21 protein-coding genes and 1 tRNA gene are annotated in these 19,625 nt (G+C 61.9%); 3 read left to right on the top strand and 19 right to left on the bottom strand.

The window, feature by feature from the left end; genetic code table 11:
* Positions 1 to 55: 55 nt before the first annotated feature.
* Positions 56 to 1,288: a bifunctional glutamate N-acetyltransferase/amino-acid acetyltransferase ArgJ gene (gene argJ / locus ACPEE1_RS05645; RefSeq protein ID WP_182343465.1), complete on the bottom strand. Its 1,233-nt coding sequence runs from the start codon at positions 1,286 to 1,288 to the stop codon at positions 56 to 58.
* Positions 1,289 to 1,367: 79 nt separating this feature from the next.
* Entirely contained in the window at positions 1,368 to 4,106 is a 2,739-nt protein-coding gene (gene secA, locus ACPEE1_RS05640; RefSeq protein ID WP_182343467.1) for a preprotein translocase subunit SecA, read from the bottom strand.
* 263 nt (positions 4,107 to 4,369) lie between these two features.
* Between secA and ACPEE1_RS05635 the strand changes: the two genes are divergently transcribed.
* Complete coding sequence (locus ACPEE1_RS05635) at positions 4,370 to 4,678, top strand: hypothetical protein (protein ID WP_116927091.1); 309 nt, start codon at positions 4,370 to 4,372, stop codon at positions 4,676 to 4,678.
* Positions 4,679 to 4,757: 79 nt separating this feature from the next.
* On the opposite strand, the gene ACPEE1_RS05630 is transcribed toward ACPEE1_RS05635, so the two are convergent.
* The 6 genes from ACPEE1_RS05630 to petA all read right to left on the bottom strand — a co-directional run bounded on the left by ACPEE1_RS05630 (position 4,758) and on the right by petA (position 9,058).
* Positions 4,758 to 4,833: transfer RNA gene (locus ACPEE1_RS05630), tRNA-Thr, on the bottom strand.
* Positions 4,834 to 4,882: 49 nt separating this feature from the next.
* Positions 4,883 to 5,404: a ClpXP protease specificity-enhancing factor gene (locus tag ACPEE1_RS05625; RefSeq protein ID WP_116927092.1), complete on the bottom strand. Its 522-nt coding sequence runs from the start codon at positions 5,402 to 5,404 to the stop codon at positions 4,883 to 4,885.
* 81 nt (positions 5,405 to 5,485) lie between these two features.
* Complete coding sequence (locus ACPEE1_RS05620) at positions 5,486 to 6,097, bottom strand: glutathione S-transferase N-terminal domain-containing protein (RefSeq protein WP_116927111.1); 612 nt, start codon at positions 6,095 to 6,097, stop codon at positions 5,486 to 5,488.
* 123 nt (positions 6,098 to 6,220) lie between these two features.
* Entirely contained in the window at positions 6,221 to 6,985 is a 765-nt protein-coding gene (locus tag ACPEE1_RS05615; RefSeq protein ID WP_116927093.1) for a cytochrome c1, read from the bottom strand.
* An 18-nt stretch (positions 6,986 to 7,003) separates the two neighbouring features.
* On the bottom strand, positions 7,004 to 8,452 hold the full coding sequence (locus tag ACPEE1_RS05610) for a cytochrome b (protein ID WP_182343469.1): 1,449 nt from the start codon (positions 8,450 to 8,452) through the stop codon (positions 7,004 to 7,006).
* 9 nt (positions 8,453 to 8,461) lie between these two features.
* Positions 8,462 to 9,058 (bottom strand): ubiquinol-cytochrome c reductase iron-sulfur subunit, encoded by a 597-nt coding sequence (gene petA / locus ACPEE1_RS05605; protein ID WP_021027797.1) that lies wholly within the window; start codon positions 9,056 to 9,058, stop codon positions 8,462 to 8,464.
* Positions 9,059 to 9,189: 131 nt separating this feature from the next.
* On the opposite strand from petA, the gene mscL reads away from it, so the two are divergent.
* Positions 9,190 to 9,618, top strand: a complete 429-nt coding sequence (mscL, locus tag ACPEE1_RS05600) for a large conductance mechanosensitive channel protein MscL (RefSeq protein WP_116927095.1) — start codon at positions 9,190 to 9,192, stop codon at positions 9,616 to 9,618.
* 72 nt (positions 9,619 to 9,690) lie between these two features.
* On the opposite strand, the gene pdxA is transcribed toward mscL, so the two are convergent.
* The 3 genes from pdxA to ACPEE1_RS05585 form a co-directional block, all read right to left on the bottom strand.
* The gene (gene pdxA, locus ACPEE1_RS05595; protein ID WP_409935189.1) at positions 9,691 to 10,749 is read right to left on the bottom strand and encodes a 4-hydroxythreonine-4-phosphate dehydrogenase PdxA; all 1,059 of its coding nucleotides are present in this window, start codon (positions 10,747 to 10,749) and stop codon (positions 9,691 to 9,693) included.
* A 19-nt stretch (positions 10,750 to 10,768) separates the two neighbouring features.
* A complete protein-coding gene (locus ACPEE1_RS05590) occupies positions 10,769 to 11,521 on the bottom strand; it encodes a Nif3-like dinuclear metal center hexameric protein (RefSeq protein ID WP_423935499.1) in 753 nt (250 codons plus the stop codon).
* 103 nt (positions 11,522 to 11,624) lie between these two features.
* Positions 11,625 to 12,947, bottom strand: a complete 1,323-nt coding sequence (locus ACPEE1_RS05585; RefSeq protein WP_116927098.1) for an MFS transporter — start codon at positions 12,945 to 12,947, stop codon at positions 11,625 to 11,627.
* Positions 12,948 to 13,528: 581 nt separating this feature from the next.
* On the opposite strand from ACPEE1_RS05585, the gene ACPEE1_RS05580 reads away from it, so the two are divergent.
* Positions 13,529 to 14,692, top strand: a complete 1,164-nt coding sequence (locus ACPEE1_RS05580; RefSeq protein WP_116927099.1) for a trypsin-like peptidase domain-containing protein — start codon at positions 13,529 to 13,531, stop codon at positions 14,690 to 14,692.
* Positions 14,693 to 14,880: 188 nt separating this feature from the next.
* Here ACPEE1_RS05580 and tatC read toward each other — a convergent pair whose 3' ends face one another.
* The 8 genes from tatC to hisI all read right to left on the bottom strand — a co-directional run bounded on the left by tatC (position 14,881) and on the right by hisI (position 19,560).
* Positions 14,881 to 15,675: a twin-arginine translocase subunit TatC gene (gene tatC, locus ACPEE1_RS05575; protein ID WP_116927100.1), complete on the bottom strand. Its 795-nt coding sequence runs from the start codon at positions 15,673 to 15,675 to the stop codon at positions 14,881 to 14,883.
* A 138-nt stretch (positions 15,676 to 15,813) separates the two neighbouring features.
* A complete protein-coding gene (gene tatB, locus ACPEE1_RS05570) occupies positions 15,814 to 16,335 on the bottom strand; it encodes a Sec-independent protein translocase protein TatB (protein ID WP_116927101.1) in 522 nt (173 codons plus the stop codon).
* A gap of 65 nt (positions 16,336 to 16,400) precedes the next feature.
* Complete coding sequence (gene tatA, locus ACPEE1_RS05565) at positions 16,401 to 16,652, bottom strand: Sec-independent protein translocase subunit TatA (RefSeq protein WP_021027787.1); 252 nt, start codon at positions 16,650 to 16,652, stop codon at positions 16,401 to 16,403.
* A gap of 103 nt (positions 16,653 to 16,755) precedes the next feature.
* A complete protein-coding gene (locus tag ACPEE1_RS05560; RefSeq protein WP_116927102.1) occupies positions 16,756 to 17,112 on the bottom strand; it encodes a histidine triad nucleotide-binding protein in 357 nt (118 codons plus the stop codon).
* 95 nt (positions 17,113 to 17,207) lie between these two features.
* Positions 17,208 to 18,218, bottom strand: coding sequence for a patatin-like phospholipase family protein (locus tag ACPEE1_RS05555; protein ID WP_423936395.1), 1,011 nt, complete (start codon positions 18,216 to 18,218; stop codon positions 17,208 to 17,210).
* A gap of 91 nt (positions 18,219 to 18,309) precedes the next feature.
* Complete coding sequence (locus ACPEE1_RS05550) at positions 18,310 to 18,699, bottom strand: DUF4870 family protein (RefSeq protein ID WP_423935495.1); 390 nt, start codon at positions 18,697 to 18,699, stop codon at positions 18,310 to 18,312.
* Complete coding sequence (locus tag ACPEE1_RS05545) at positions 18,696 to 19,073, bottom strand: phosphoribosyl-ATP diphosphatase (RefSeq protein WP_116927104.1); 378 nt, start codon at positions 19,071 to 19,073, stop codon at positions 18,696 to 18,698. The genes ACPEE1_RS05550 and ACPEE1_RS05545 overlap by 4 nt, the downstream gene beginning before the upstream one ends.
* An 88-nt stretch (positions 19,074 to 19,161) precedes the next feature.
* On the bottom strand, positions 19,162 to 19,560 hold the full coding sequence (gene hisI, locus ACPEE1_RS05540; RefSeq protein ID WP_182345846.1) for a phosphoribosyl-AMP cyclohydrolase: 399 nt from the start codon (positions 19,558 to 19,560) through the stop codon (positions 19,162 to 19,164).
* Between the last annotated feature and the right edge of the window lie 65 nt (positions 19,561 to 19,625).

Raw genomic sequence — 19,625 nt, 5'->3', positions numbered from 1 at the left:
GCGGGGCCGGACCCCGCCCTGCTTGGGGGCAGTCCAGCGCGCTGGCCAAGCGGTATCAGGAGCGGTAGTCCGCGTTGATGCTCACATAGTCATGGCTCAGGTCGCAGGTCCACAGCTGGGTGGATGCGTTGCCACGGCCCAGCTGCACGCGCACCACAATCTCCTGCTGCTTCATCACGCGCTGGCCATCGGCCTCCTGGTAGGCCGGGTTGCGGCCGCCCTGGGTGGCCACATGCACATCGTCCAGGTACAGCTCGATCTGGGTCTGGTCCAGGTCCTCGATACCGGCATAGCCCACAGCAGCCAGAATGCGTCCCAGGTTGGGGTCGCTAGCAAAGAAAGCCGTTTTGACCAGCGGCGAATGCGCAATCGCATAGGCCACCAGGCGGCATTCTTCTTCGGTACGGCCTTGCTCGACCTCGATCTGGATGAACTTGGTGGCGCCTTCGCCGTCGCGCACAATCGCTTGCGCCAGCTTTTGTGCCACTTCGCGCAGCGCAGCCATCAAGGCTTGGCCATCGGTGGTGTTCCAGTCGCTGATCGGGGCATTGCCGGCCTGGTTGGTAGCGACCACGACAAAGGAGTCATTGGTCGAGGTGTCACCATCGATGGTGATGCGGTTGAACGACTGGTCGGCCAGGGTTTTGGCCAGCGCCGGCATCAGCTCGGGGCTGATGGCTGCGTCGGTGCCCAGAAAACTCAGCATGGTCGCCATATTGGGGCGAATCATGCCCGCGCCCTTGCTGATGCCGGTGATCTGCACCGTCTTGCCGCCCACGGTGGCCGAGGCGGAAAACGCCTTGGGCAAGGTGTCGGTGGTCATGATGCCTTCAGCGGCCTTGGCCCAGTGGCCCGGCTGCGCATCGGCAATGGCGGCAGGCAGGCCCGCAGTGATGCGGTCCACTGGCAGCGGCTCCATGATCACGCCGGTCGAGAACGGCAGCACTTGCTGGGCATCGATCTTCAAGAGGCCTGCCAGCGCATCGCAGGTGGCGTGGGCACGGGCCAGGCCATCGGCGCCGGTGCCGGCATTGGCATTGCCGGTGTTGATGACGATGGCGCGTATCGACTGGCTGTGGCTGGCCAGGTGTTCACGGCAGATCTGCACCGGCGCGGCACAAAAGCGGTTCTTGGTGAACACGCCAGCGACATGGCTGCCCTCGTCCAGCAAGAACACCGTCACATCCTTGCGGTTGGCCTTGCGCACGCCGGCCTCCGTCACACCAATGCGAATACCGGCGACAGGAGCCAGGTCCTGCGCTACTGGGGCTTTCAAATTGACGGGCATATCAGTCTTTTCCTTGAAACCATGAAAAAAACGGGCGATGAACCAGTCAAAGCCCGTTGTGGTGAAGCAATCCGGTAATTTATGCGAGTTTACCGTGGCAGAGCTTGTATTTCTTGCCACTGCCGCATGGGCATGGATCATTGCGGGCCACACGCACGCCTTCAGGCAGCGCCAGCGGCTCGCTGGACTCGGCGTCGCCCGACTCGTCGGGGCCGCTGTAGGTCACATGGGCCGTGCGGTCGTTGCTTTGCTCCAGCTGCTCGGTCGCTTCATCGAGCTGCTCGGGCGAGCGGATCTGCACCGACATCATCACGCGGGTGACCTGGGTCTTGACCTGGTCGATCAGCTGGCTGAACAGCTCGAAAGCCTCGCGCTTGTATTCCTGCTTGGGCTGCTTTTGGGCGTAGCCGCGCAGGTGGATGCCCTGGCGCAGGTAGTCCAAGGCGGCCAGGTGGTCGCGCCAGCTGGAATCCAGGGTCTGCAGCAGCACCGCACGCATGAATTGCATGAAGTTCTCCTTGCCCGCCTGCTCCAGCTTGTCATTGAAGAGGCGTGCGCCTTCGGCAACGACCTTCTCTTCGATTTCCTCGTCGGAGATCGATTCCGCGCCATCGAGCAGCTGCTGCAGTGGCAGGTCGATGTGCCATTCCTCGCGCAGCACCTTCTCCAGACCGGCCAGATCCCACTGCTCTTCCATGGACTGCTCGGGCACATACTGGCGCACGATATCGGCCAGCGCGCTGTCGCGCATGCCGTCGATCATCGGAGCCAGGTCGGCCGCATCCAGAATCTCGTTGCGCTGCTGGTAGATGACCTTGCGCTGGTCATTGGCGACGTCGTCGTACTCGAGCAATTGCTTGCGCATGTCAAAGTTGCGCGCTTCCACCTTGCGCTGCGCGCTTTCGATGGAACGGGTCACAATGCCCGCTTCAATGGCTTCGCCATCGGGCATCTTCAGGCGCTCCATGATGGCCTTGACACGGTCGCCCGCGAAAATGCGCATCAGCTGGTCGTCCAGCGACAGGTAGAAACGCGAGGAGCCACGGTCACCCTGGCGGCCGGCACGGCCACGCAGCTGGTTGTCGATACGGCGCGATTCATGGCGCTCGGTCGCGATGATGCGCAGGCCGCCCAGCTCGGTCACCTTGTCGTGCTCGATCTTCCACTCAGCGCGCAAGGCTTCGACCTTGTTGCGGCGCTCCGTCTCGGACAGCGACTCGTCGGCCTCGATGGCGGAAATCTGCTTTTCGATATTGCCGCCCAGCACGATGTCGGTACCGCGGCCTGCCATGTTGGTCGCGATGGTGATGACGCCGGGGCGCCCCGCCTGGGCAATGATGTCTGCCTCGCGCTCATGCTGCTTGGCGTTGAGCACCTGGTGGGGCAGATTCTCTTTCTTCAGCATCTCGTCGATGATTTCCGAGTTCTCGATCGAGGTCGTGCCCACCAGCACGGGCTGGCCGCGCTCGTAGCACTCCCGGATATCGCTGATCGCCGCCGCATACTTCTCGGGCGTGGTCTTGTAGACGCGGTCCAGCTGGTCATCGCGCTTGCTGGGGCGGTTGGGCGGGATCACCACGGTTTCCAGACCGTAGATTTCCTGGAACTCATAGGCCTCGGTGTCAGCAGTACCGGTCATGCCGCCCAGCTTGTTGTACAGGCGGAAATAGTTCTGGAAGGTGATCGATGCCAGGGTCTGGTTCTCGGCCTGGATTTCCACGCCTTCCTTGGCTTCAACGGCCTGGTGCAGACCTTCGCTCCAGCGGCGGCCCGACATCAGGCGGCCGGTGAACTCATCGACAATCACGACCTCGCCGCCCTGCACCACATAGTGCTGGTCGCGGTGGTAGAGGTGCTGGGCGCGCAGTGCGGCGTACAGCTGGTGCACCAGCGTGATGTTGGCGGGATCGTAGAGCGATGCGCCTTCGGCCAGCATGCCCTTTTCAGCCAGAATGCGCTCTGCCGCTTCGTAGCCTTGCTCGGTCAGGTGGATCTGGTGGCCCTTTTCGTCGACCGTGAAGTCGCCCGGCTTGGTCACGCCCTCGCCGGTGCGGGGGTCGGCTTCGCCTTCCTGGCGCGTGAGCAGTGGCACCACTTCGCGCATCGCCAGGTAGGCGGCGGTGTGGTCTTCGGCCTGGCCGGAGATGATCAAGGGCGTGCGCGCCTCGTCGATCAGGATCGAGTCCACCTCGTCGACGATGGCGAAGTTCAGCCGGCGCTGCACGCGCTCGCTGGCATCTTGCACCATGTTGTCGCGCAGGTAGTCAAAGCCGTACTCGTTGTTCGTACCGTAGGTGATGTCGGAGTTGTAGGCGGCCTGCTTCTCATGCTTGGGCAGCTGCGACAGGTTGATACCCACCGACAGACCCAGGAAGTTGTAGAGGCGCCCCATCCAGGTCGCATCACGCGTGGCCAGGTAGTCATTGACCGTCACCACGTGCACACCATTGCCGCTCAGCGCGTTCAGGTACACGGGCAAGGTCCCCGTCAAGGTCTTGCCTTCGCCGGTACGCATTTCGGCAATCTTGCCGTAATGCAGGGCCATGCCGCCCAGCATCTGCACATCGAAGTGGCGCATCTTCATCACCCGCTTGGAGCCTTCACGCACCACGGCAAATGCCTCGGGCAGGATATTGTCCAGCGACTCTCCGCCAGCGATGCGGTTCTTGAACTCCTGCGTCTTCTCGCGCAATTGTTCGTCGCTGAGCTTTTCGTACTCGGGCTCCATCGCATTGATGCGAGCGACGACCTTGCGGTATTGCTTGAGCAGGCGATCATTGCGACTGCCAAAAATTTTGGTGAAGAAATTGGTTGCCATGCGAACAGAACCACACAACCAGGGAATGCACTTGCGTCCACCCCTGCCATGCGACCGGAATTCCTAGTGATTAGTGTTGTGTCAGATGGAGGCAATGGCCCCGGCTTCAATACCGGGAACGACGCCTGCCGAATAAAACATTCTACAACCCTGAATAGAATGCGTTGTGGCAGGTGCATTGCAATGTATGGCTATCGCCCCCGGTCTGCCCCTGACACCCCTATCCAGCCATGACCCAGCCATGACCCAGCCATGATCCAGCCATGATCCAGCCCCAACGCCGGCATTTCGCCGTCACCGTAGAACAAGCCGCGAGCGAGGCGCCCACGTTGGCGAGCCTCGTGGCTTTGACGCGGGAGTCTTCTGCCCGCTTCAAACTGGTGGAGCCGCTGATCCCGCCAATGCTGCGCGCCTCGATCAAGCCCGGCCCGATCGACGGTGACCAGTGGTGCCTGCTGGTGGCCAACAATGCCTGCGCTGCCAAAATGAAGCAGCTGCTGCCGGCGATGGCGGCCCATCTGCGCGTCAAAGGCTACCCGACGGCAGATATTCGCCTCAAAGTACTGCGCTGAGCGACTCCACCAGCGCCGTTAAACGCCACCGGACGCAAAAAAGCCGTTCACAGCACTGGCTGGGAACGGCTTGGGAATCTGGTGCCGGTTATCGGAATCGAACTGATGACCTACCGCTTACAAGGCGGTTGCTCTACCAACTGAGCTAAACCGGCAACACTCGGCATTCTATACGGGATTGCCCGTAACAAAGCCGAATGAGGCCTATTTGACCAGTTTGAGTGAAGGCTTGCCGCCCTTGCCTGCGCGGCCGGGCGACTTGCCGTCAGGCGCCGGAGGCTCGTCGCTGGAGGTCACGACCTGCATCACCGGAGACGCAGCGTTGGCCTCGCCAGCCGGTTCACCCGCATCACCCGCGCTTTCGAGCGCAGCCATCGCGATATCGGCGTCGTCGTCGAGCAGGTCCTCAGGCGGAGGAAAGCCCATGCCCTGGCCGGTTTCACGCGCAAAAATGGCGACCACGCGGCTGACGGGCACCATGATGTCGCGCGGCACACCGCCAAAACGGGCGGTGAACTCGATGTAGTCATTGCCCAGCTTGAGCGCACTCGTTGCGTCATAGCTGATGTTGAGCACAATTTCGCCGTCTTTGACAAACTCGCGCGGCACCAGCACCGTCTTGTCCACGCGAACACTCAGGTACGGGGTCAGGCCATTGTCATTGCACCACTCCACCCAGGCGCGGATCAGGTACGGCTGGGTGGATGTTGTCTGGATTTCACTCATTGGACACTTTCTTCGCGCTCCAGCGCCGCAGAGCACAGCCCTGCGGACGCTGCCCGCCCAGTGGCGGGGCTGGCGGGGCTTTTACTTGCGCATAACCTTTTCGGAAGGCGTCAGCGCCTCGATATAGGCAGGACGCGAGAAGATGCGCTCGGCATACTTGAGCAGCGGTGCTGCGTTCTTGGACAGCTCAATGCCGTAGTAATCCAGGCGCCACAGCAGCGGGGCAATGGCCACGTCCAGCATCGAGAAGTTCTCGCCCAGGATGAACTTGTTCTTCAGGAACACCGGCGCCATCTGGGTCAGGCGGTCACGGATCTGCGCGCGGGCCTTTTCCAGCGCCTTCTCGTTGCCCTTGACGGCACGCTCTTCCAAGGTGTGCACGTGCGTGAACAGCTCTTTTTCGAAGTTCAGCAGGAACAGGCGCACACGGGCGCGCTCGACGGGGTCGCCGGGCATCAGCTGTGGATGGGGGAAACGCTCGTCGATGTACTCGTTGATGATGTTCGACTCGTACAGGATCAGGTCGCGCTCGACCAGGATAGGCACCTGGCCATAGGGGTTCATCACGCTGATGTCTTCGGGCTTGTTGAACAGGTCCACATCACGGATCTCGAAATCCATCCCCTTTTCAAACAGCACAAAGCGGCAGCGGTGGGAGAAAGGGCAGGTCGTTCCCGAATAAAGCACCATCATGGTGAGAGGCTCCTCAAAATCAAAAAAGAGTGGACTGCAGTCAATGCCGCCCACTCTACACAAATCGGCTACCCCAATTCAAGCCCTGCTCACAGGGACTGAACCGGCTGCACGCAAATACGTTTACTTCACGTCTTTCCAGAACGCCGCATTCAGGCGCCAGGTGATGAAGATGAGTCCCAGCAAAAATATCAGCACCCCGACGCCGACGCGCATGCGGGTGTTCTGGCTGGGATCACCCATCCATTGTAGATAGTTCACCAAATCACCCACACTCTTATCGAAATCAGTGGAGTTCATCTTGCCCGGCGTGACCTGCTGCCAGCCGGTGAACACCTGGGTCTTGTGTCCGTGCTCCTCGACCTCTTGGTAGACCGGCACGCGCACACCTTGCAGCTCCCAGAGCACATGGGGCATGCCCACCGAGGGGAAGGCCATGTTGTTCCAGCCGGTGGCCTTGGTGTCGTCCTTGTAGAAAGTGCGCAAGAAGGTGTAGAGGTAGTCGGCACCGGTGCCCTGGTGGCTGGCACGTGAGCGCGCGACCAGGGTGAGATCTGGCGGGTTGGCGCCAAACCACTCCTTGGCCTGCTTGGGATCGATGGCCGCCTTCATGGTCTCACCCACCTTGTCGGTGGTGAACAGCAGGTTGTCCTTGATCTGCTGCTCGGTAAGACCAATGTCCTGCAAGCGGTTGTAGCGCATGAACGCGGCTGAATGGCAGCTGAGGCAATAGTTGACAAACAGCTTGGCGCCGTTTTGCAGCGAGGTGGTGTTGGTCGTGTCGGGCTTGAATTTGTCCCAGGCCACACCGCCTTCGGCCGCCTGCACGGCACCGGACCCTAAAAGCACACCCAGACCCAGGCATGCGGAGAGAATGATTTTTTTCATCGTGGGATGCTTTCTGGTTCAGTGCGCATGGAAGGTGACACGCTCAGGCACCGGCTTGGGTGTGCCTTTGCGGCTCCACCAGGGCATCAGCAGAAAAAAGCCAAAGTAAAACAAGGTACCTACCTGGGAGACCTTTTCGCCAATCGGCGATGGCGGCTGCACCCCCAGATAGGCGAGCACCACGAAGTTCACGACAAACACCGCATACACATACTTGTGCCAGTGCGGGCGGTAGCGGATGGAGCGCACCGGGCTGTGGTCCAGCCAGGGCAGAAAGAACAGGATGATCACGGCCAGCCCCATCACCACCACACCCCAGAACTTGGCGTCGATACCGCCCAGCGCTGCAATGCCGGTGAACGCAAAGGCACCAAACAGCGCCAGCACCACCAGCGCCACCAGCACCAGCAAGCCCTTGAGGACGGCGGCCATGCGGGTCTTGATGCAGACATAGGCCACGGCTGCGACCAGGATCACCGACAAGGCGACCATCATCTCGCTGGTGATGGCACGCAGCATCGAATAAAAGGGCGTGAAATACCACACAGGCGCAATATGGTTGGGCGTCTTGAGCGGGTCGGCCGGGATGAAGTTGTTGTACTCGAGGAAGTAGCCACCCATCTCCGGCGCAAAGAACACGATGGCCGAGAAGATGAACAGGAACACCGCCACGCCAAACAGGTCATGCACCGTGTAGTAAGGGTGGAAAGGCACGCCGTCGAGCGGCCGGCCCTGCGCATCCTTGGGCGCATTCGGGCCCTTGATCTCGATGCCATCGGGGTTGTTGGAGCCCACATCGTGCAAGGCCAGCAAATGCGCCGCAACCAGGCCCAGCAGCACCAGCGGCACGGCGATCACATGGAAACTGAAGAAACGGTTGAGCGTCGCATCGCCCACCACATAGTCGCCCCGGATCAGCAGCGCCAGGTCCGGGCCGATGAAGGGAATGGCCGAGAACAGGTTGACGATCACCTGCGCACCCCAGTACGACATCTGGCCCCAGGGCAGCAGGTAGCCCATGAAGGCCTCGGCCATCAGGCACAGGAAGATCGCGCAGCCAAACACCCAGACCAGCTCGCGCGGCTTGCGGTAGCTGCCATACAGGAGGCCACGGAACATGTGCAGGTAGACCACGACAAAGAAGGCCGAGGCGCCGGTGGAATGCATGGTCCGGATCAGCCAGCCCCAGGGCACATCGCGCATGATGTACTCGACCGAGGCAAACGCCTTTTCGGCATCGGGCTTGTAGTGCATCACCAAAAAGATGCCGGTGACGATCTGGATCACCAGCACCAAAAGCGCCAGCGAGCCAAAGATGTACCAGAAGTTGAAGTTCTTCGGTGCGTAGTACTCCGACATATGGACCCGATAGGCCTCAAATGCCGTGGGAAAGCGGTTCTCCAGCCAGTTGCCGGCCTTGGCGCCCAAGGTGGCGTTCGGCGATATCTCCTTGAATTCGTGTGCCATGGCGCCTCCTTATGCTTTTTTATCTTCGCCAATCAGCAGCTTGGTATCGCTCAGATACTGGTGCGCTGGCACTTCGAGGTTGTCGGGCGCGGGCTTGTTCTTGAACACCCGCCCGGCCAGGTCAAAGGTGGAGCCGTGGCAGGGGCAGAGAAAACCGCCCTTCCAGTCATCGGGCAGCGATGGCTGGGGGCCGGGCTGGAGCTTGTCGGTGGGCGAGCAGCCCAGGTGGGTGCAGATGCCGATCACGACCAGCACCTCGGGCTTGATGGAGCGGGTTTCGTTCTTGGCGTAGTCCGGTGTCGGGTAGGCCGTGCGCTCGGATTTGGGATCGGCCAACTGGCCGTCGAGCTGGGGCAGCTCGGCAATCTGCTCGGGCGTGCGGCGCAGGATCCAGATCGGCTTGCCGCGCCATTCGGCGGTGATTTTCTCGCCGGGCTTGAGCTCCGAGATATCCACTTCAACGGCAGCGCCGGCGGCCTTGGCCTTTTCTGACGGCTGGAAGGAGCTGACAAAGGGGACCGCAGTGGCGACTCCTCCGACAGCACCTGCGCATCCCGACGCTATCAGCCACGTCCTTTTACTGGAGTCGATGGAAGAATCACTCATGGGGCTCCTTGGTCAACGCTTATATCTCGGTTTTTGCGGATTGTATGAAGTGTCTTGCCCATCATGCAATGCGCCGAAACCCTTGAAGCTGAGCGATACTAGGCGTCATGTTTATTTGACAGGAGCAGCGCATGAGCTTCATGAAGGAATTCCGCGAGTTTGCGGTCAAGGGCAATGTGATGGATCTGGCCGTTGGTGTGATCATCGGCGCCGCTTTTGGCAAGATCGTCGATTCGGTCGTCAATGACCTGATCATGCCCATCGTCGGTTTGGTCTTTGGCAAGCTGGACTTCTCCAATCTCTTCGTCGTGCTGGGTACCATTCCCGATGGCGTGCCGCGCACACTCGACGCGCTGAAAAAAGCGGGCATTCCGGTGTTTGCTTATGGCAACTTCATCACCGTCGCGGTGAACTTCGCGATCCTGGCTTTCATTATTTTCATGATGGTCAAACAGATCAACCGCCTCAAACGCGACGCGCCCCCTCCAGCGCCCGCTGCCACCCCGGAAGACGTGGTGCTGCTGCGTGAAATCCGCGACAGCCTGCAGCAAAAACGTTGATTTTTTGCAACAAAGAAACAGAAATTCTGCTTCTTTTGCACAGATACCCGGCAGCCTCTCGAGGCTGCTTTTTTACGCCTGCACCTGTCCCGCTGCCAAACGGCGCGCCATCTGCACCGCCGCGATCAGGCTGGCCGCATCGGCCAGGCCCTGGCCGGCAATATCAAAGGCGGTGCCGTGGTCCGGGCTGGTGCGCACCAGCGGCAGGCCCAGGGTCACGTTGACGCCCTCGTCCAGCCCCAGGTACTTCACGGGGATCAGGCCCTGGTCGTGGTACATGGCCACCACCACATCAAAGGCGCCCGGGTGCTCGGCACTGTGGCGGGCCCGCATGAACACGGTATCGGGCGGCTCCGGCCCCACCACCTGCATGCCCAGTGCCTGGGCAGCGGCCACCGCGGGCGCAATGTGCTCCAGCTCCTCGCGCCCCATCAGGCCGGCCTCACCGGCATGGGGATTGAGCCCCGCTACCGCAATCCGGGGCGGCCGCCCCAGCGCCCGCAGCAAGGCCTCGTGCGTGATGCGGATGGTCTCCAGCACCTGTGCCTGGGTCACCGCCTCAATGGCGTCACGCAGCGATACATGGATGCTCACCAGCACGGTGCGCAGCGCCTCGTTGGCCAGCATCATGCGCACCGGCATCTGCGCCAGCGGCAGCCCGGCGTGCTGGGCCGCTTCGGCCTGCAGCAGCTCGGTGTGGCCGGGGAACGCCAGCCCTGCCAGATGCAGCGCCTCCTTGTTCAGCGGCGCCGTCACCAGCCCGGCAATCTGGCCATGCAAGGCCTGGCGCGCCGCCCAGCGCACGCATTCGGCAGCAGCCCGCCCGGCCTCGGCCTGCACCTGGCCAAAGGGCAACGGCCCGGGCAAGCCCGGCAGCGACAGCACCGGCATGCAGCGCGGCGGCACCTGCAAAGCCTCTTGCGGGTCAGCGATGTCGGCCACCGGCAGCGCGCAGCGGCCCGGGCCCTGCAACAGCTGCGCTGCGCGGCGCATGGTCTGCAGCTCACCCACCACAAAGCAGCCCTGCATTTGCTCAGGCGCATCGCGAAAGGCCTTGGCCACGATTTCCGGGCCAATGCCGGCAGGGTCGCCCTGGGTGATGGCGAGCAAGGGAGCGGAGTGCACGGGCATGTCCTTGGAATGGAGCGCTTCAGGCGGGGTTGTCGATATCGATAAAGCGGTGCGCCACGCCCAGTTGCTGGGCCACGGCGGCAGCCGCTGCCGGCGCGCCATAGCGCTCGGTGGCATGGTGGCCGGCGGCAAAAAAGCTCACACCCGTCTCGCGCGCCAGATGGGTCTGGGACTCCGATATTTCACCGGTCAGAAATCCATCCGCGCCAGCGGCCATCGCCGCTTCGAAAAAGCCCTGCGCACCGCCGGTGCACCAGGCCATGCGGCGGATGGGGCGCGGCGTCTCGCCCGTCACCAGCGTGACCGAGCGCCCCAGGGTCTGTTGGATGTGCGCAGCGACTTGCACCGGCGCCACCGCATCGACGCTGCCGATAAAGCCCAGCTCCTGATCGCCAAAGCGGGCATCGGCCTGCCAGCCCAGCTGCGCGCCCAGTTGGGCGTTGTTGCCCAGCTCCGGATGCGCATCCAGCGGCAGGTGGTAGGCGAACAAATTGATGTCGTGCTTGATCAGCAGCTCGATGCGCTGCTTCATCCAGCCGGTGATGCGGCCGTCGTAGCCGCGCCAGAACAGCCCATGGTGCACAAAGATGGCATCGGCCTGGTCGGCAATGGCCGCCTCGATCAGCGCCCGCGATGCCGTCACACCGCTGACCAGCTTGCGGATCTCGGCCTTGCCCTCTACCTGCAAACCGTTGGGGCCATAGTCTTTGAAGCGGGCGGGCTGCAGCAGCGCATCAAAGGCCTGCAGCATGTCGTGGCGGGTCGTAGTCATGCCCGATTGTCTCAGACCCGCGCAGCGCGCCACCCCGGAATGCAAAAACCCGCTGATGCCAAGCATGCAGCGGGTTGCCGGGGGCGATCAGCCTGGAGCGGGTTTACTTCTTGGCAACCCAGCCCTTGACGGCCAGCGGCCAAAAGCCCATGGCCACGCCCAGCACGCCCATCGCGGCCACATAGTGGGCAGGCGCCATCACATCGGCCTGCTGCCAGACGGACACCAGCATCGGGGTCAAACCGCCGAACACGGCATAGGCCATGTTGTAGGAAAAGGACAGACCCGTGAAACGCACCTCAGGCGGAAAGGCGCGCACACCGACCACCGGCAGCAGCGAGATCGCACCCACAAAGAAGCCTACCAGCGCATAGGTCCAGACCAGCGAGATGTCGGTGCCCGGCAGGTTCAGGTAGAACAGATAGGCAGTGACAGCCATGCCACCCCAGCCCAGCACCATGGCGGCACGCGTGCCCCACTGGTCCGACAGCCAGCCCCAGAACACGCAGCCGATGGTCAAGGTCACGGTCGCCACCGCATTGGCCTTGAGGGCCACCGCAGGCGCGATATGGAACACCTTTTGCAGGTAGGACGGCGTAAACAGAATCACCACCACCACGGCGGTGGACAGGATCCAGGTCATCAGCGCCACGACCACGCTGGCTTCGCGGTGGTCGCGCAGGATGGTCTTGAGCGGCAGTTCGCGGTCGACCTGCTTGCGAGCCTGCATCTCCTGGAAGATCGGGGTCTCGTGCAGGAACTTGCGCAGGTACACCGACACCAGGCCAAACACGCCGCCCAGAATGAAGGGAATGCGCCAGGCCCAGTCGTGGATCTCGGCCGGGCTGTAGACGCTGTTGAGCCAGACGCCAATGATCGAGCCCAGGAAAATGCCGCCGGTGATGCCCGAGGTCAGCGAGCCAATGGCAAAACCGTAGCGCTTGGCCGGCGCATGCTCGGCCACAAACACCCAGGCGCCGGGCATCTCACCGCCAATGGCCGCGCCTTGCAGCACGCGCATGGCCAGCAGCAGGATGGGCGCGGCCAGACCGATGGTTTCATAGGTGGGCAGCAGGCCAATCACCAAGGTGGGCACGGCCATCAGGAACACCGACAGCGTGAACATCTGCTTGCGGCCCAGGATGTCGCCAAAGTGGGCAATCAAGATGCCGCCAATGGGACGCGCCAGATAGCCGGCGGCAAAAATGCCCAGCGTCTGCAGCTGGCGCATCCAGTCGGGCATCGACGCTGGAAAGAACAGCGAGCCCAGTACGTTGGCAAAAAAGACAAACACCACAAAGTCATAAAACTCCAGGGTGCCGCCCAGGGCCGACAGGCCCAGGGTCTTGTAATCATTCCGGTTCAGGGGCCGGTTGGCAGGCGAGGCGGCTGGGGCCCCACCTTGGTCAGCAGTCAGCGAAGTCATGTGTCCTCTACATTCCAGAGCAGGACAGCGCAAAGCGCAGCGCGTTATGGGCGCATATCAAGGGGTTCGGCGAGACCCGGGATGGCGGGAGTCAGAGCCAGCGAGAGGAGAGATGGACCCGTTCGCAGGGAACCACGATGAGCAAAAGAGCGCAGTCAAAAGGTTGGGGAACCATTCTAGGTACTTACCCTTTGCGCTCTGCCGGTGTCACGAAAAGTATCCCTCGCCGCTAGGGCATGCCACCACAGCCGAACGCGCTGTCCACCCCCAGATTGTTCCGCAAGCAACTTATTTTGGAGAGCTTCGCCGCCAATCCAACAGATTGGTACAGTTTGGAGAACAATGTCGCAGCCATGACATCGTAAAAGACGATGGAATACATCGCAGATGACAGTGATATGCGCCAGAATGCGGGGAGTCCGCTGGCCGCCATGGGGCATCAACCCATGCATCCTGTGCACAGCAGCTAGCGACTTGGCAGCCCCTTGCCGCCAAGCCCGGTGCCATAATCAATGGCAATGCTCTGCGCCGCGCGGGGCTGTTAGCCAGACGCGGCCGCCCCACTCCCAACCCCAGGTTTTATGAAACGCCTCTGGCTTCTTTTCGCACAATCGGTCACTGTCTTGCTGGCCCTGTACTTTATCGTCGCCACCTTGCAGCCGGGCTGGCTGCAGCGCAACAATGCGGTACGCAGCAATGCGGGCATTGCGTTGATCGAGGCGCCGCAAAGCGAGGCCAACCGAGCCAGTGTGGCGACCAGCAGCTTCAGCCCTGCGGCCAAAAAGGCCTCGCCGGCGGTGGTCAGCATCAACACCAGCACGGCAGTGCGCCACCCGCGCGCCAATGACCCCTGGTTCCAGTTCTTCTTTGGCGACCAGGGCGTGCAAAACCAGGCAGGTCTGGGCAGCGGCGTGATCGTCAGCCCCGACGGCTATGTGCTCACCAACAACCATGTGGTCGAAGCGGCCGACGATATCGAGGTGACCCTGACCGATGGCCGCAAAGCCAAGGGCACGGTCATGGGCACCGATCCGGAAACCGACCTGGCGATCCTCAAGATCAGCCTGGACAAGCTGCCCGTCATCGTGCTGGGCAATTCGGACTCGGCCGAGGTGGGCGACCAGGTGCTGGCCATTGGCAACCCCTTTGGCGTGGGCCAGACCGTCACCAGCGGCATCATCAGCGCGCTGGGCCGCAGCGAGCTGGGCATCAATACCTTCGAGAACTTCATCCAGACCGACGCGGCCATCAACCCCGGCAACTCGGGCGGCGCACTGGTCGATGTCAACGGCAATCTGGTGGGCATCAACACGGCCATTTATTCGCGCTCCGGCGGCAGCATGGGCATTGGCTTTGCGATACCCGTCGCCCTGGCCAAGAATGTGCTCGACAGCATTGTGCGCGACGGCAAGGTGACGCGTGGCTGGATCGGCGTCGAGCCCAATGACCTGACACCCGAGCTGGCCGAGACCTTTGGCGTCAAGGCCGACAGCGGCGTGATCATCACCGGCGTGCTGCAAAGCGGGCCAGCTGCCAATGCCGGCATCCGCCCGGGCGATGTGATCACCCAGATCGGCGACATGCAGGTCCACCATGTGCAAAGCCTGCTGACTGCCGTGGCAGCTCTCGTGCCCGGCACCACCTCCGAAGTGCAGCTGCGCCGGGGTGACCAGAGCCTGACCCTGCCGATCACGCCCGGCACCCGCCCGGTCAACAACCGCGCGATGCCCCAAGGCCGGCGTTAAGCCCTGGCGAGGGGCGTTGGCAGCGCACTCGCCTTTGCACGTTGATCAAAGGGAGGTAGATCCGGGCCATCAAGCCCGATCCCCGCAACGACGCCGCACCAGGCCCACCCCTGGCGCTGGCCCACCAAAGCCCCGGCTGACCTCAGGTCAGCACGGGGCTTTGGCGTATCTGGCCGGTGGGTAGGCGATCAGGCTGCGGCGTCCGTGTCCGCTTCTTCTTCCTTCTTGGGCTGGTTGCGCGAGAACCAGGTGGCACCCAGGATGCCAACCTCATACAGAATGCACATGGGCACGGCCAGCGAAATCTGCGAGAGCACATCGGGAGGGGTCACCACCGCCGCAATAACAAACGACAGCACGATGAAGTAACCCCGGAACGACTTGAGCTTGGCGATCTCCACGATGCCCAGGCGCACCAGCAGGATCACCACAATGGGGACCTGGAAGGCCAGACCAAAAGCCAGGTAGAGCGACAAAATGGCTTCGACATAGGAGGCAATATCTGGCGTGGCCGCCACGCTTGACGGCGTGAAATGCTGGATAAAGCCAAACATGCGATCGAGCACAAACAGCTGCACAAAGGCAATGCCGGCATAGGCCAGCAAGCTGCCAAAAAATATCAAAGGCAGCGCAAACTTGCGCTCATGCATGTAGAGGCCCGGGGCCACAAACGCCCAGAGCTGGTACATGATCCACGGCAAGGCCAGCAAAATGGCCGCCATGCCCAGTACCTTCAGCGGCACGATAAAGGGCGAGAACACGCCCACGGCAATCAGCTTGGCATCGGGCGGCATGTGCATCTTGATCGGATGCGCGATGAAGTTCATCAGCCCATCGGGGCCAGGCCAGAAGGCCAACAAAGCCAGGGCCACCAGCACGCCACCAATGCTGTAGAGCAGCCTATCGCGCAGCTCCATCAGGTGCTGCACAAAGGGCTGCTCGGTGCCGGCCAGCTCGTCTTCTTTAGAAGGGGTTTCGGACATGGGGATATCTGTTGCGGATCAAGGCCTCGCGGGAGCGCAGCGCGTTAGCGCAGGCTGCAGCGCCCCGGGCCGATGGAAATACCAGTGAGAAAACATGCCAACGCGCGGCTCCGGGAGCGGGCTGCGTTGCGGGCGCCATCACAGGCCTGACGAGGGCTTCTTGGGCCGAAAACGTGCCACGCGCGCCGCGCCTGACTGCACATGGGTGCGCACACCTGCCTGGTGCTTGTACCACTGGGGAGTGGCGCCGCGCTTCACGCGCCAGTTCTTGCGAGGGTGGTGGTAGACCGGAGCCACCGTCGATGCCGAGCCGCCGTCATAGCTCTCGGCATAGGGATCGGCGGTGTAGAAGCTGTCGTCGCTGCCCGATGAGGCCGTGCCATTGGCCTGGTCGTTGAGGTTTTTCTCGAAGTCTGCGGAGTTGGTGCGGATGGTGCTTTCCACATCACGCGCGGCCGACTCGACGTTCTCCTTCATCTTGCGCAGCTCGTCGAGCTCCATCGAGCGGTTGACCTCGGACTTGACGTCGTTGACATAGCGCTGCGCCTTGCCCAGCAATGTGCCTACCGTGCGCGCAACGCGCGGCAGTTTTTCAGGGCCAATGACGATCAGTGCCACCGCACCGATCAAGGCCATCTTGGAGATACCGAGATCAAACATTCCAACCCCATCGAATGCACACAAGCGGTTGCTGCGGCTTGCCCACAGCCCCTGTCATGCGCACATCAGCCCTTGTTCTTGGCTTCGACGTCGATGGTGGTGTTCTTGTCGGCCGCAGGCGACTGACCCACTTGCTGTGCCGTGGTCGTCGTGGATGCAGCGGGCGAGGCGGATTCGCCGCCGTCCTTGATGCCATCCTTGAAGCCCTTGACGGCACCACCCAGATCGGTGCCGATGTTCTTGAGCTTCTTGGTACCAAATACCAGCACCACGATGAGCAGAACAATCAGCCAATGCCAAACAGAAAAGGAACCCATGAAATTCTCCTAGCGAATATGTGCATTTTAGACGCCTTGGGCATCTACCGGTTTCGTAATACTGTCACGCGGCGAGGTCATCGCCCCACTGCCAGCGCAGGGCTCAGCCCTTTTTCCAGGGCCTGGGGCCGCCCAGCAGGTGGATGTGCAGATGGTGCACCTCCTGCCCGCCCTCCTCACCGGTGTTGACCATCAGCCGGAAACCCCCTTGCGGATAGGGATTGCAGCCGTTATCCAGCGCCAGTTGTGGCGCCTTGGCCAGCATGCGGCCCAGCAAGGGAGCGTGTTCGGCGCCCACCTGTGCCATCGAGGCGATGTGCAGCTTGGGCACCATCAGCAAATGCACGGGCGCGGCTGGATGGATGTCCTTGAACACCAGCATGTCCTCGTCTTCATAGACCTTGCTTGACGGAATCTGGCCGGCAATGATTTTGCAAAAAAGGCAATCTGGATCGTGCATAAACTTCTTATCTCTCAAAACAAGGGCGCCGCCGTCGCAGTCAGCCCGCAGTCATCAGCAAGGTGCAAGCAGCAACCGTGCCAACAGGCAGTAGATTACACCTTGAAACCGGAACGCACACCGACATCCGCCCGGTGCCTGGTCAGCCAGTTCTCGCCGGAGACACGGCCCCGCTCGCACAGTTCGCGCACAAAAGGCGCATCCGAGCGGTTCTTGCTGGATGCGCCATAGCTCTTGAGCACAGCTCCCCCATCGACATGGTGCATCAGCATGTACTTGTAGCGCTCCCGGTCCAGCTTGCCTTCATCGAGCAGGCGGCGCACAAAGCCCATGGCGCGCAGCTCGGCCAGCAAGCTGGCGTTGAAGGTGATCTCATTGATGCGGTCCATGATCTCCTGGGCGTTGGTCGGCACCTCGTTGTATTCAATGGGGTTGAGCTGCACTAGCAGCACATCGCTGTTGCCCGTCTGGTAGATCAGCGGGTAGAGCAAGGGGTTGCCGGAGTAGCCGCCATCCCAGTAATACTGGTCCTTGATCTCGACCGCCTTGTACATCATCGGCAGGCAGGCCGAGGCCATCACCGCATCGGCCGTCAACCGCTTTCCACTGAAGACTTCGCCTTTGCCGGTGCGCACATTGGTGGCGCAGACAAATACCCGGGGCGCATTGCGGCCCTGCTCATGCTGGAGAAAGTCAAAATCCACGACCTTTTCCAGCAGCCGGCGCAAGGGGTTGATGTCGAGCGGATTGGTCTGGTAGGGCGAGAGCCACTGGCTCATCATCTCCCAGATGGCTTTGCCGGCCATCGGCACACCTGCCATCAGGCTGCCCATCGTGCCCACCCCTTCCCAGAACTGTTTAAGAGATTCGCGGGCCGATTCGCAGCCCGCTTCGTGGGCTTTGCGTTTGTCGCTCTCGGTGGCTGCCGCCTTGCCGTAGCCATAAGCCATCACCACGGCGTTCATCGCCCCGGCGCTGGTGCCACTGATGCCTTCCACCCACAGGCTGCGGTCGGCCAGCAAGGCATCGAGCACCCCCCAGGTGAAAGCGCCGTGCGAGCCGCCGCCCTGCAAGGCCAGGCTGATGGGCGGTGTGTTTTCGTCCACCCCCTTGGAGCGGAGCACCCGCTTGGGCGCTTCGGCCTCTGCGGGGGCCGGCGTCTGCGGCATCTCCGGCGTCTCGGAGGCGGGCGTGTGGCTAGCCATTGATCGCCTGGTCTTTGTTCATCGCCACCATGCCGCGCACGATGCGGTAGAGAAACCAGACGGAAATGAGAGTCCAGGCAATCCAGCCCGGAACGACGAACAGGAACCACAGCGGCGCAGTGATGACATACAGCACGCCGGCCCAGATGACGCTGCGGATGCGCCAGGAAAAATGGCTTTGCTGCCAGGTACCCTGCGCATCACTGCGCTTGGCCAGGTCAATCACGAGCGCGATCAGCAGCAGCACGATGCTGGCCTGTGCGGTGGGCACCACCGCTGCCACGGCCACAATCAGGTGCAGCAGATAGCTGACCCAGCCCCAGGTTTTGAGGCTCTCCATCGCGGCCGAATCAACGGTCTTCACGTCAACGACATCGTTCATGCGGAACTCCCTTCTTCAGCTTCACGGTCTTTTACCTTGCGCATCGCCTTTTCTTCCAGGCCACTCAAGCCTTCGCGGCGCACCAGTTCGTTCACCACATCGGCGGGGCTCAGGCCATAGTGGGCCAGCGCCACCATCGTATGAAACCACAGATCGGCCACTTCGTACACCAGCTTGGAGGCTGGCGCGCCATGGTCCACATCCTTGGCGGCCATCACCACTTCGGTCGCCTCTTCCCCGACCTTCTTCAAAAAGGCATCCGGGCCCTTGTGCAGCAGGCGCGCCACATAGCTGGCCTCGGGATCGCCACCATTGGCGGGTTTGCGCGACTCCAGCACCTCGGCCAGGCGCATCAACGCATCGGTAGAGGACATGGCAGCAGAAACAGAGGTATCGGTCATAGCGAAAATATAGCGAAGCAGCCGCGCAGGGCGGCCGAAGAAGACAGTGCCCGAACAGGGATTATTTGTAGATCGATTCCGGGTCTTTCAAGACCGGGTCAACCGCTTGCCACTGGCCATCGCGCAACACGCTGTAAAAACAGCTGTGGCGCCCGGTATGGCAGGCAATGCCCGGCTCATGCCCGGTCTGGGTCACGCTCAGCAGCACCACATCGTTGTCACAGTCGATGCGGATCTCATGCACGGTCTGCACATGGCCGGACTCCTCGCCCTTGAACCACAGTTTGCCGCGCGAGCGGCTGAAGTACACCGCCCGGCCCAGCTCGGCCGTATGGGCCAGCGCTTCGCGGTTCATCCAGGCAAACATCAGCACATCCTTGGAGTGCTGCTCCTGCGCAATGACGGGCACCAGGCCCTGCGCGTCCCATTTCACTTGATCGAGCCAGTTCATGCAGGGAATTGTCTCGCATTCAATGCAGTTGTGCGCAATGCAGGGAGAAAACAGCCGCAAAAGAAACCGGCCCG

The sequence above is a fragment of the Comamonas sp. 23 genome, from assembly GCF_049601575.1.
GTDB classification, from domain to species: domain Bacteria; phylum Pseudomonadota; class Gammaproteobacteria; order Burkholderiales; family Burkholderiaceae_C; genus Comamonas; species Comamonas squillarum.
The sequence above is the reverse complement of the archived record's forward strand: the minus strand, read 5'-3'. Positions and strand labels throughout refer to the sequence as shown.